This is a genomic window from Amaricoccus solimangrovi, from assembly GCF_006385685.1.
GTDB lineage: Bacteria > Pseudomonadota > Alphaproteobacteria > Rhodobacterales > Rhodobacteraceae > Amaricoccus > Amaricoccus solimangrovi.
Map to the genome: position 1 here is coordinate 490357 of NZ_VFRP01000001.1, position 11764 is coordinate 502120.

Sequence of the window (11764 nt, forward strand, 5' to 3'; positions counted from 1 at the left end):
GGCGGAAGTCCCCGCGACGGCCGTCGGGATAGATGGCGCCGCGGCCCGCGTGCTAGCCAGAGGCGGGGACATCGATTCGGGGGATGGCGCATGGCGGTCGCGGAGCGGGAATGGGCGGAGGATCCGGCCTGGCCGCGTATATCGCCGATCGGCCTCGTCCTCGCGGCGGCCTGTTTCGGGGCTTCGCTCACGCCGTCGCTCGCGCCGCGCGATCCGCTGCTGCTCGGCCTGCTCGGCGGCCTCGCCGCCGCCATCGGGCACGAGATCGGCGGGCTCCTGCAATGGATCTGGCGCTTCCTGGGCCTGCCGGTCGGGCCGCGCGCCTGGCGCGGGCCGGTCCGCCTCGGCGCGGCGGTGATCGCGCTCGCCATCGCCGCCTTCTGCCTCACCCGGGTCACCGGCTGGCAGAACGCGGTCCGGGCGGTGACCGGCGTGGCGCCGGTCGAATCCTCCTATCCGCTGGAGGTGGCGGCGATCGGCCTCGCGGTCTTCGCGGCGTTCTGGCTCGTCTTCCGGGCCATCGGCGAGGCGATCCGGCGGGTGAGCCGGCTCCTCGAGCGGGTGCTGCCGCCGAGGGTCAGCGCGATGCTCGGCACCGCGCTGGCGCTGCTCCTGGTCTGGATCGCGGTGGAGCGGACCGCGCTCGATCAGGCGATGCGCGCGGCCAACGCCTCCTTCGCCGCCGCCGACGCGCGGATCGAGCCGGACATTCCCCGGCCGAGCCGTCCGGACAGGGCCGGCGGCCCGGGCTCGCTGGTCGAATGGAACGAGATGGGCCGCTGGGGCCGCTCCTTCGTCGCGACCGCGCCGACCCGGGACGAGATCGCCGGCTTCTTCGGCGCGGGGGCGAAGGATTCGGTGCGCGTCTATGTCGGCCTCGGCGCGGCGCCGACCGCGCGGGAGCGCGCCGAGATCGCGCTGAGGGAGCTGATCCGGCTCGGCGGGTTCGAGCGTTCCGCGCTGATCGTCACCGTGCCGGTCGGGACCGGCTGGATGGACCCGGGCGGGCATGACACCGTCGAATTCATGCTCGGCGGCGACGTGGCGACGGTCGCGGTCCAGTATTCCTATCTCACCAGCGTGCTCTCGCTGATCGACGACCGCTCGGCGGGGGTGGAGCAGGCGCGCGAACTCTTCAACCTCGTCTACGAGCACTGGCGGAGCCTGCCGCGCGACCATCGCCCGAAGTTCTATGTCCACGGGCTGAGCCAGGGCGCCTACAATACCGAGACGACGCTGCCGATCCTCGACATGCTCGGCGATCCGATCCAGGGCGCGCTCTGGGCGGGCTCGCCCTTCTTCAGCCCGCTGTGGGCGCGGGTCCGCGACGGGCGCCATCGGGACAGCCCGGTCTGGCGGCCGCGCTGGGGCAACGGCTCGCTGGTCCGCGCGATGAACCAGCAGGGCGGGCTCGCGGCGGACTTCACCCCCTGGGGGCCGACCCGGCTGGTCTTTCTCAACTACGGCAGCGACCCGATCGTGCTCTTCACCTTCGACAGCGCCTTCCGCCCGCCCGCCTTCCTCGCGGCGCCACGCGCGCCCGACGTGGCGCCGGAACTGCGCTGGTTCCCGGTGGTGACGATGCTCCAGCTCGCCGTCGATTCCGCGATCTCGCTCAAGACGCCGCGCTTCGGGCATTTCTACGTCGCGCCCGACTATATCGACGGCTGGGCGGCGGTCACGGATCCGCCCGGCTGGTCGCCCGCGCGCGCGGAGGCGCTCAAGGCGCTGTTCGCGGCGCGGCCCGCGCCGTTCTGAGCGGGCCGCGCGGGGCTCAGCCCTCCTGGCCGATCATCTGCGTCTCGATCCGGAGCGTGATCTCGTCGCCGATGAAGGGCAGGAGCACGGTCATCCCCCAGTCGGAGCGGTTGAACCTCGCCTCGGCGGAGAAGCCGACCTTGGCCTCGTGGCTGAAGGGGTGATCGGCCATCGAGCCGTTGAAGGTCACGTCGAGCGTCACCGGATGGGTCTCGCCGCGCATCGTCAGATCGCCATGGACGAGGCCGGTCTTCTCCCCGGTCCGCTCGATCGAGGTCGAGACGAAGGTGAGCGGCGCGCCGGCGAGGAAATCCTCGTTCGTCGCGATCATCCCGTCGAAATCGGTCTCCTCGGGATGCGGGAAGTCGGTCCGGAGCTTCGCGGGATCGATCGCGACGCGCAGCGTCGAGGCGGTCGGATCGGCGGGCTTCCAGTCGAGTTTCGCGTCGACGTCGATGAAGCGCGCGGTCCAGTGCGACAGGCCGGAATGCTCCAAGCTCCAGATCACCGAGGTATGGGCCGGATCGCTCGCGTAGAGCCCGGCGGGCGCCGGGTCGAGCTTCGGAAGCGCCGGCTCGGCGGCTTGGGCGGCGGAGGCGGCGGCGGAGGCGGCGGCGAGCGCGCAGGCGAGCAGGATCGGACGGATCATGACTGGTCCTTTCAGATAGGTGATTGAAATGTAGGGAGAGGTTCAGCGGATCGGCGCGCCGACCACCTCGATGCCATGGCGCGCGCAGGCGCGGCCGAGCGCGAAAACCTGCTCGGGCGTGGGCGCGACATGGGGCGGCAGGCCCGGGCCGCTGGCCGGGCGGGAGAGTTCGCGCACCAGCCCTTCGAAATCGGTCCCGGAGGTGATCGTCAGGCAATGCGCGCCGCCGGGGCTCAGCACCGCGTAGGTATGCGCGACGCCCTTCGGCCCGAGCAGGCACTGGCCCGCCTCGATCACGCGGTCCTCGCCGCCGACCCGGAACCACATCCGGCCCTCGACGAGGTAGAAGAATTCCTCCTCGTCGCGGTGGATGTGCAGCGGCGGCCCCTCGCCATAGGGCAGCCAGTGCTCCATCACGCAGATGTCGTCGCCGGCGAGGCGGGAGGCCTGGATCTCGACCCGGCCATTGCCGAAGAAGAGCGCGGCCTCCCCGGCGCCGGCGGGCGCCGCGGCCGGCCGGGCCGGCTCCAGCGCGGCGGGGGAAAGGGGCAGGTTCATCGTTTCGCTCCGTGCTTTGTTGACTGACGGATCAATACCCGAAGCGGGCGCGGAGCGGTTCTTAATTGCTTCCTAAGCCATGTTCGCGCATTCCTAAAAGTCTCTTAAGATTCTCTCCTTTCTCCGGGGACCTGCCGCTTGCGCGTGACCGAGGAACTCGCGGCCTTCGTATCGGGGCCGGTGCTGATGACGATCGGAACGCGGGACGCGGCCAACCGGCCGATGATCGCGCGCGGGACCGGCGGACGGGCCTGGGACGACCGGGGCGGGATCAGCCTCGCGATCTCCGGCTGGCTCTGGCCCGAGACGGTGGCGAATCTGCGCGCGAACGGGATGATCTCGGCCACCTTCGTGCGGCCCGACACCTACGAGGCCTTCCAGCTCAAGGGCCGTGCCCGGCTGCGCGACCCCGAGCCATCCGAGCGCGAGGCGGGCGGGCGCTACGTGCGCGAGGCGGCGGCGATGCTGAACCGGCTCGAGATCCCGCTCGCGCTCATCGCCTGCTGGCTGACCGACCGCGATCTGGTGATCGCCGATTTCACCGTCGACCGCGTGTTCGAGCAGACGCCGGGTCCCCGGGCGGGGCGGGTGGTGGCGTGAGCCTGGTTCCGCCGCTGGCCGAACTCGAGGATTGCTTCGAGGGCGTGGTGCCGTCGATCATCGCCACCTCCTCGGCCGACGGCGTGCCCAACATCTCCTACCTCAGCCACGTCGATCTGGTCGATGACCGCCATGTCGCGCTCTCGAACCAGTTCTTCGGCAAGACGGTCGACAATCTGCGCGCCAATCCGAGCGCCTGCCTGATGCTCGTCGACGGGGCGACCGGGCAGCAGTACCGGCTCGACGTGACCTGGCTGCGGAACGAGCGCGAAGGGCCGCTCTTTCGCGACATGGCGGCGAGCCTCCGGGCGAGCAGCGCGCAGATCGGCATGGCGGGCGTGATGCGGCTCGACAGCGTCGATCTCTTCCGGGTCGAGGCGGTGCGCGCGCTGCCGGTGCCCGATCCGCCGCCGGCCCCGGCGCGGCGGCGCGACTGGGCGGGGATCGCGGCGGAGATCGGGCAGGATCTCGCGCGCGAGACCGAGGTCGCGGGGCTGACGGCGGCGCTGCTCGACGGGCTGACGGGGAAGCTCGGCTGTCCGGCCGCGATCCTCTTCCAGTACGATCCGGCGGGCGAGCGGCTGGTGACGGTGGCGAGCCGGGGCTATCCGAGTTCCGGCGCCGGGTCGGAGGTTCCGCTCGGCGAAGGCATCGCGGGCGGGGCGGCGGCCGGGCGCTGCGTCGTGAAGGTGAGCGACATGAGCCGCGTCGCACGCTTCGGCGCCGCGATCCGTGCCAGTTCGTCGGAGGACATCCGCGAGATCCCGCTGCCGCGCCTGCCGGACGCCAACAGCCAGATCGCGGTGCCGCTGATCGCGCGGGGCGACCTCATCGGCGTCATCTTCGCCGAGAGCCCGCGCCGCCTCGCCTTCGGCCGCCGCGCGGCGGCGGCGCTGACGCTCCTCGCCGGGCAGATGGCGGCCGCCTCGCAGCTTGCCGAGCGCATGGCGGAGGAGGCGCCGGCGCCGGCGGAGGCGCTGCCCGCGCCGGGCGCGGGCCCCGCCTTCCGCGTCGCCCATCACCGCTACGACGACAGCGTCTTCATCGACAACGCCTATGTGATCAAGGGCGTGGCGGGCCGGCTGCTCGTCTATCTGCTGCGCCGCCATCTCGAGGAGGGGCGGGTCGAGTTCACCAACCGCGAGATCCGCCTCGCCCCCGACCTCCGGCTTCCCGATTTCCGCGACAATCTCGAGACCCGCCTGCTGCTCCTGCGCCAGCGGCTCGAGGAGCGGGGATGCCCCGCGCGGCTCACCCGGCCTGGCCGGGGGCGGATCCGGCTCGACCTCGCCGGCCTGCCGGTGATCGAGACGCACGCCTGATCGGGCGACGCGCGGGGTTGCACCCGTCCCGCGGAACCCTAAGGTGGCGCGGCGAACCGCCAGGGGAGCGCGGGAAGAGGGACAGCACGCCCGGATACGGGCGGGTCGCGGGGGCGGAGCGCGCCGAGCCCCCGCGCGAAGGGGGAAGGATGCGCACGGTTCTCATCGCCAATCGCAAGGGCGGGGTCGGCAAGACCACGGTCGCGATCACCATCGCCTCGGCGCTCGCGGCGCGGGGGGGCGCGGTCGCGCTCGCCGACGCCGATCCGCAGAAATCGGCGCTGCGCTGGCTGAAGGCGCGGCCGGCCGGGGCGGCGAGCCTGCGTGGGCTCGACTGGACCGACGCGGGCGAGATCGGCGACGCGCCGAAGGGGCTCGACTGGCTGGTGATCGACGCGCCCGGCGCGCTGAAGGGAAACCGCGCGGCGAAGCTCGTCGCCGAGACCGAGGAACTGATCGTGCCGGTCATGCCGTCGTTCTTCGACATCGACTCGACGCGGCGCTTCCTGAAGGAACTCGAGGAGATGAAGCGGGTGCGCAAGGGCAAGGTCGGGCTGCGCGTTCTCGCCAATCGCGCGCAGGCGCGGAGCCGCCTCAGCGAGCGGCTGCGCGTCACGCTGGCCGATCTCGGCCAGGAGCCGCTCGGCTGGATCACCGAGCGCGCGGCCTACGCCGAGCTTGCCGAACGGGGGCTCGGGATCTTCGACGACCGCAGGCGCGCGCTCGCGCCGCTTCGGGAACAATGGGCGCCGGTCATGGCGGCGCTGGACTGAGGAGAAGGCAATGGATCTCGGAATCAGGGGACGCGGGGGCATCGTCACGGCCGCGTCGAAGGGGCTCGGGCGCGGCTGCGCCGAGGCGCTGGCGGAGGCGGGCGTCGATCTCACGCTGAACGCGCGCGGCGCCGAGGCGCTCGAGGAGACCGCCGCGGCGATCCGGGAGAAATACGGCGTCGCGGTCACGACGGTGGCGGGCGACATCACGACCGAGGCGGTCCGGGCGGAGGTCATGGCCGCCTGTCCCGCGCCCGACATCCTCGTCACCAACGCCGGCGGCCCGCCCCCGGGCCTCTGGTCTGACTGGAGCCGCGACGACTTCGTCAAGGCGCTCGACGCGAACATGCTGACCCCGATCGCGCTGATGCAGGCGGCGCTGCCCGGGATGATCGAACGCGGCTGGGGCCGCGTCGTGAACATCACCTCGCAATCGGTGAAGTCGCCGATCGCCGCCCTCGGCCTCTCGAACAGCGCGCGCGCCGGGCTGACCGGCTTCGTCGCCGGGACGAGCCGGCAGGTGGCCTCGAAGGGGGTGGTCATCAACAACCTGCTGCCGGGCATCCACGACACCGACCGCGCCACCTCGCTCGACGGCGGCGTGATGAAGGCCGAGGGGATCAGCCGGGAGGAGGCGCGCGCGCGCCGGGCGGCGACGATCCCCGCCGGCCGCTACGGCAGGCCGGAGGAATTCGGCGCCGTCTGCGCCTTCCTCTGCTCCCGGCATTCCGGCTTCATGATCGGCCAGAACGTCCTGCTCGACGGCGGCGCCTTCAACAGCACGCTCTGAACGGGGCGGCGGGCCGCGGCACCGCCGGCGGTTCACTTCTTAGTGCGCCCGCGGCGACGTTTGGGGTTTGAACGCGGCCCGCAATCGCCATATGTCTGACGCTCCGGGGCCTCGCGGCCCCGCACGCTCGATGGAGGCGAGACATGTTCAACAATATCGGTCCGGCCGGCCTGCTCCTGATCGCCGTGGTCGTGCTGGTGCTCTTCGGACGCGGCAAGGTGTCGGGGCTGATGGGCGAGGTGGGCAAGGGCATCACCAGCTTCAAGCGCGGGATGAAGGAAGGCTCCGAGGAGCTCGACAACGAGCGCAAGGTGACCGCCGCCGAACAGGCGCGCGACATCACGCCCGAAAAGGAAAAAGTCTGATCCGCCATGTTGGATATCGGCTGGGGTGAGATGTTCCTGATCGGGCTGGTGGCGCTGATCGTCGTCGGGCCGAAGGACCTGCCGGCGCTGTTCCGCACCGCCGGCAACTTCATGGGCAAGGCGCGCGGCATGGCGCGCGAGTTCCAGCGCTCGATGGAGCAGGCGGCGAACGAGGCGGGCGTGTCCGAGATGTCGGAGAGCCTGCGCGCGATCGATCGCGGGCTCGACAATGCCACGGGCAACGCGCGCAAGTTCGCCCAGTCGATGACCTCGCCGAAACCCGCCGCCGTGCCGGATCCGGCCGCCCCGGCCCCGGCGCCGGCCAGAGCGGAAGGCGCGCCGACACCCGATCCCTCCGCGCCCGAGACGACGGTCGCGCCGAGGGAGGCGACGGCCGCGGCCGGTGAGCAGGAGGCTGGCCGGGGTCCGGCGGCGTGAGGCGATGAGCGACAAGGATATCGACGACACCACCGCGCCGCTGATCGAGCATCTGGCGGAGCTCCGGACGCGGCTCGTGCGCTGCGTCATCGCCTTCTGCGTCGCGATGGTCGCCGCCTATACCGTGGCGGGACCGATCTTCAATTTCCTCGCCGCGCCGCTCTACGAACTGCTCGTCGAGCACGGCCAGAAGCCGGAACTGATCTTCACCGGGCTGCAGCAGGGGTTCATGACCCAGGTCCGCATCTCGGTCTTCGGCGGCTTCGTCGTCGCCTTCCCCTACATCGCCTTCCAGCTCTGGCGCTTCGTGGCGCCGGGGCTTTACCGGCAGGAGAAGCGCGCCTTCCTGCCGTTCCTGATCGCCTCGCCGGTCCTCTTCATCCTCGGCGGCGCCTTCGCCTTCTTCGTGGTGATGCCGCTCGCCTACGACTTCTTCCTGAGCTTCCAGCAGTTCGGGGCCGGGCCGGTGGCGGGGGAGCAGGTCGAGATCCAGTATCTCGGCACGATCAACGAATACCTCGGCCTGACGATGAAATTCATCATCGCCTTCGGCCTCTGCTTCCAGCTTCCGGTCCTGCTCACGCTGATGGGGATCGCGGGGCTCGTCTCCGCGGGTCAGCTGAGCGGCTTCCGGCGCTACGCGGTTGTGCTGCTCCTGATCGTCGCCGCGCTGGCGACACCGCCGGACGTCATGTCCCAGATGACGCTCTTCCTCGCCATCTATCCGCTCTACGAGCTCTCGATCGTCCTCGTGCGCCATTTCGAGAAGAAGAAGGAGGCGGAGCTTCGCGCCCAGGGCCTCTGGGACGAAGGATCGGAAGCATGAGCCTCGACGACCGGCTGATCGACGCCGAGGCGCTGCGCCGGATCGCCGACGCGCTGGAGCGCGTCAGCCCGCCGCCGCGCCCGGCGCCCGACCTCGACGCGGCGGACGCCTTCGTCTGGCAGGTGAATCCGGACCGGCTCGACCCGGTCCCGCGCGTCGCCCGCGTCGAGATCGGCCTGCTCGTCGGCGTCGACCGCGCCCGCGACACGCTGCTCGCGAACACGCTCCAGTTCGCGAAAGGCTTCCCGGCGAACAACGTGCTCCTCTGGGGCGCGCGGGGCATGGGGAAGTCGAGCCTCGTCAAGGCCGCGCATGCCGAGGGGGCGCGCGCGACGGGCGGCCGGCTGAAGCTCATCGAGCTGCACCGTGAGGATCTGCCCTCGATCGGCCGGCTGCTCGCCATCCTGCGCGGCTCCGCGCATCGCTTCATCCTGTTCTGCGACGATCTGAGCTTCGACAAGGACGACAGCCATTACAAGTCTTTGAAGGCCGTTCTTGACGGCGGGATCGAAGGCCGGCCGGAAAACGTGGTGCTCTATGCCACCTCGAACCGGCGCCATCTGATGCCCCGCGACATGATCGAGAACGAGCGGCAGACGGCGGTGAACCCGTCGGAGGCGACCGAGGAAAAGGTCTCGTTGTCGGACCGGTTCGGCCTCTGGCTCGGCTTCCACGCCTGCGGCCAGGACGCGTTCCTCGCGATGATCCGGGGCTATTGCGACGCCTTCGGCATCGACATTTCCGAGGAGGATCTGCGCGCCGAGGCGATCGAATGGAGCCAGACCCGGGGCGGGCGCTCCGGGCGGGTCGCATGGCAATACGTGACCGACCTCGCCGGACGCCGCGGCGTCGCGCTCGACGCCGGGTAAGCCGGTCCGGAAAGCCCCGAGCCGCCCCCGGAGGGGCGGCCCGCCGCCGCTATTTCGGCAGGTAGGTGGTCGGATCCACGCTGGTCGTGCCGCGGAAGACGTCGAACTGCAGTTCCGGACGGTCGCGCGGAGCGACGACGCCGATCACCTGACCGGCCTGGACCTTGTCGCCCTTCTTCACCGAGACATTCGCGAGCGTGCTGTAGGTCGTCATCAGATCGTCCCGGTGGCGGATCAGCACGATGGAGCCCTGACCGCCGAGCTCGTTCGAGATCAGCGCCACCTCGCCGTCGCCCGCCGCCTTCACCGGGGTTCCGGCGGCCGCGGCGTAGCCGACGCCGTTCGGATTGGCCGTGTCGTAGGGCCGGGCGATCGCGCCGGTGACGGGCGCGGCGAGCCGTCCGCCCTGCGGCGTGCGGTACTGGCCGAGATCGGGCGCGACCGGGGTCTGCGGCGTCTCGATATTCTCGGGCAGGGGCGTCGAGGCGCTCGGCGGGGGCGGAACCGGCGTCGCCTGGCCCGGCGCCTCGGCGGACGGAGCGGAGGAGATGCTGTTCGCGCCGCTGACGATCGGGATCAGCAGTTCCTGATTGGGCCGAACCGCGAGATCGGGTCCGAGCCCGTTCCACGAGGCCAGCGCCGTGACCGAGACGCCATAGAGCCGGGCGATCGAATAGGCGGTCTCGCCCGATTCGACGCGGTGGCGGACGGGATCGATCAGCGGTTCCGTCTGCCCGTTCTGGAAGGGATTGGCGGCGGTGGCGGGCGCCGCGGGGGTGGCCGCGCCGCCGTCGATCGCCTGGGAGGCCCGCTCCGGGCTCCATCCGCCGTCGAGCGGCTGGCTCGTCACGTCGCCGCCGAGCGCGCCGGGGCGGGGGAAGCTGTCGGGCAGCAGCAGGATCTCGCCCTGGCGCAGCATGTAGTCGGTCGGCAGCGAGTTGCGGTTGCCGAGCTCGGCCGGCGGAATGCCGAGCCGGTTCGCGACGGTGGCGATCGTGTCGCCGTCGCGGGCGACCACGACCTGATACGAGGCATAGGTGATGACGCCGCGCGAATCCGGCGCCTCGTTCGCGATCACCGCGCCGGATCCGGTGGCGGGCGCGGCTCCGAACGGCTCGAATCCCGCGCAGCCGGAAAGGACGAGGGCCGTCGAGATCATCAGCGCGGCGGCGGCGCCGGTCCGCCGCTTGCCCTGGACCTCGCCGGCGATGGGGCCGGGTCCCGGCGCTCTGGCGTCTCGCATGGTCGATTTTCCCGAATTCACTCTGGTTTCAGTCGGATACATCCTCGGCGACTCCCTCCACAAGGGGCACGAACCGCACGGCTCCGAGATCGGTGTAGTCGTAGCCGGTCGCGCTCTTGTCGACCCGGATGAGCTTCTGCACCGCGTCGCTCTGCCCGACGGGCAGCACCATGATCCCGCCGACGCGCAGCTGTTCGAGCAGGATGCGCGGCGGATCCTCGGCGGCGGCGGTGACCATGATGCGGTCGAAGGGCGCCTGCTCGGGCAGGCCCATCGACCCGTCCCCCAGCACCACGGTGATGTTGCCGAGCTCCATCCGCCGCAGGAGGTCGCGCGCGCGGAGCGCGAGGGCGCGGTGGCGCTCGACCGTGTAGACCCGCCGCGCGAGATGCGACAGGATCGCCGCCTGATAGCCCGAGCCGGTGCCGACCTCGAGCACCTTGCAGCGCCGCGTGACGTCGAGCGCCTGGGTCATCAGCCCGACCACGGTCGGCTGGCTGATCGTCTGGCCGCAGGCGATCGGCAGCGGCGTGTCCTCGTAGGAGCGGTCCTGGAATATCCCTTCGAGAAAGTCGATGCGCGGCGTGCGCTCCATCGCCTTCAGCACATCCGCGTTGGTGACCCCGCGGGAGCGCAGGTTGAAGACGAACTGCATCTGGCTCTCGGCGGGTTCCATCGGTCTTCTCCTATCCGAGCGCCTCGGCGAGGGGGGCGATCTGGTCGCGCACCGTGAGATCCGCGCTCAGCGGCGTGACGGTCACATAGCCCTCGTAGCATTCCCGCGCATCCGATCCCGGCGCGGCGCCGGCGTTGCCGTGGCCGTGCTTGAGCCAGAGGTAGCGGCGGCCGTTCGGCGAGGTCTGCGGCTGCGTGCCGAAGGTCGGGCCGGGCCGCGACCCCTGGACCGTCGCGCGCACGCCGAGCACCTCTCCCGGCGGCACGGCGGGGAAGTTCACGTTGTAGAAGACGTGGTAGCCGGCCTTCGACCAGCCCGCCCCGTCGACCAGGCGCCGGATCACCTTCGCGCCATGTTCGCGCGCGGCGCCGAAGAGATCCATGTCCGGCCTCGGCGCGCCGAAATACTGCGACAGCGCGATCGACCGGAAGCCGTGCAGCGCCCCCTCCATCGCGCCGCCGATCGTGCCGGAATAGAGCGTGTCCTCGGCGACGTTGTGGCCCCGGTTCACGCCCGAGAGCACGAGATCGGGCGGCGTCTCGGCGAGGATGTCGCAGACCGCGGCCAGCACGCAATCCGCCGGCGACCCCTCGACCGCGAAGCGCCGCTCGCCGAGCGGCTCGATCCGCATCGGGCGGATGTAGGAGACGCAATGTCCTACGCCGGACTGTTCGAAGGCGGGCGCGACGACCCAGACCTCGCCGTCCGGGCCCGCGATCTCGCGGGCGATCTCCTCCGCGACGACGAGGCCGGGGGCGCTGATCCCGTCGTCGTTGGTAATCAGAATGCGCATGCGTGCTCCTTGGGGTTCGTGCCGTTTCTAAGGGCGCGGCCGCGATCCGTCCAGCACGCGCCCGCCCGCGCGGGGCGAAAAGGGGATGGCGGCCCGCCAATCCG

At 71.2% G+C, this 11764-nt stretch carries 14 protein-coding genes; 9 read left to right on the forward strand and 5 right to left on the reverse strand.

The genetic code is table 11. The features are described from left to right. Window positions 1-90: 90 nt before the first annotated feature. Window positions 91-1758, forward strand: coding sequence for an alpha/beta hydrolase (locus FJM51_RS02255; RefSeq protein ID WP_140452470.1), 1668 nt, complete (start codon window positions 91-93; stop codon window positions 1756-1758). A 16-nt stretch (window positions 1759-1774) separates the two neighbouring features. Here FJM51_RS02255 and FJM51_RS02260 read toward each other — a convergent pair whose 3' ends face one another. After that, window positions 1775-2407: a YceI family protein gene (locus FJM51_RS02260; RefSeq protein WP_140452471.1), complete on the reverse strand. Its 633-nt coding sequence runs from the start codon at window positions 2405-2407 to the stop codon at window positions 1775-1777. Window positions 2408-2449: 42 nt separating this feature from the next. Then, window positions 2450-2965 (reverse strand): cupin domain-containing protein, encoded by a 516-nt coding sequence (locus tag FJM51_RS02265; RefSeq protein ID WP_140452472.1) that lies wholly within the window; start codon window positions 2963-2965, stop codon window positions 2450-2452. Between the two features lie 138 nt (window positions 2966-3103). Between FJM51_RS02265 and FJM51_RS02270 the strand changes: the two genes are divergently transcribed. The 8 genes from FJM51_RS02270 (at window position 3104) to FJM51_RS02305 (ending at window position 8948) form a co-directional block, all read left to right on the forward strand. Continuing rightward, window positions 3104-3565, forward strand: a complete 462-nt coding sequence (locus tag FJM51_RS02270; RefSeq protein ID WP_140452473.1) for a pyridoxamine 5'-phosphate oxidase family protein — start codon at window positions 3104-3106, stop codon at window positions 3563-3565. Next, on the forward strand, window positions 3562-4887 hold the full coding sequence (locus FJM51_RS02275; RefSeq protein WP_210240187.1) for a pyridoxamine 5'-phosphate oxidase family protein: 1326 nt from the start codon (window positions 3562-3564) through the stop codon (window positions 4885-4887). Before FJM51_RS02270 ends, FJM51_RS02275 begins: the two co-directional genes overlap by 4 nt. A gap of 149 nt (window positions 4888-5036) precedes the next feature. Further along, entirely contained in the window at window positions 5037-5660 is a 624-nt protein-coding gene (locus FJM51_RS02280; RefSeq protein WP_140452474.1) for a nucleotide-binding protein, read from the forward strand. 10 nt (window positions 5661-5670) lie between these two features. Further along, window positions 5671-6450: an SDR family oxidoreductase gene (locus FJM51_RS02285; protein WP_140452475.1), complete on the forward strand. Its 780-nt coding sequence runs from the start codon at window positions 5671-5673 to the stop codon at window positions 6448-6450. A gap of 143 nt (window positions 6451-6593) precedes the next feature. Continuing rightward, complete coding sequence (locus FJM51_RS02290) at window positions 6594-6815, forward strand: twin-arginine translocase TatA/TatE family subunit (RefSeq protein WP_140452476.1); 222 nt, start codon at window positions 6594-6596, stop codon at window positions 6813-6815. Between the two features lie 6 nt (window positions 6816-6821). Then, window positions 6822-7253 (forward strand): Sec-independent protein translocase protein TatB, encoded by a 432-nt coding sequence (tatB, locus tag FJM51_RS02295; RefSeq protein WP_140452477.1) that lies wholly within the window; start codon window positions 6822-6824, stop codon window positions 7251-7253. A gap of 4 nt (window positions 7254-7257) precedes the next feature. Continuing rightward, window positions 7258-8079, forward strand: a complete 822-nt coding sequence (tatC, locus tag FJM51_RS02300) for a twin-arginine translocase subunit TatC (protein ID WP_140452478.1) — start codon at window positions 7258-7260, stop codon at window positions 8077-8079. Next, on the forward strand, window positions 8076-8948 hold the full coding sequence (locus FJM51_RS02305; protein ID WP_140452479.1) for an ATP-binding protein: 873 nt from the start codon (window positions 8076-8078) through the stop codon (window positions 8946-8948). The genes tatC and FJM51_RS02305 overlap by 4 nt, the downstream gene beginning before the upstream one ends. A 49-nt stretch (window positions 8949-8997) precedes the next feature. Here FJM51_RS02305 and FJM51_RS02310 read toward each other — a convergent pair whose 3' ends face one another. The 3 genes from FJM51_RS02310 to surE are packed head-to-tail and all read right to left on the reverse strand — an operon-like array spanning window position 8998 to window position 11660. Next, a complete protein-coding gene (locus FJM51_RS02310; RefSeq protein WP_140452480.1) occupies window positions 8998-10191 on the reverse strand; it encodes a M23 family metallopeptidase in 1194 nt (397 codons plus the stop codon). Between the two features lie 28 nt (window positions 10192-10219). Further along, window positions 10220-10867 carry a protein-L-isoaspartate(D-aspartate) O-methyltransferase gene (locus FJM51_RS02315; protein ID WP_140452481.1) on the reverse strand — a complete coding sequence of 216 codons (648 nt, stop codon included), beginning with the start codon at window positions 10865-10867 and terminating at the stop codon, window positions 10220-10222. 10 nt (window positions 10868-10877) lie between these two features. Further along, complete coding sequence (surE, locus tag FJM51_RS02320) at window positions 10878-11660, reverse strand: 5'/3'-nucleotidase SurE (RefSeq protein WP_140452482.1); 783 nt, start codon at window positions 11658-11660, stop codon at window positions 10878-10880. Window positions 11661-11764 lie beyond the last annotated feature (104 nt).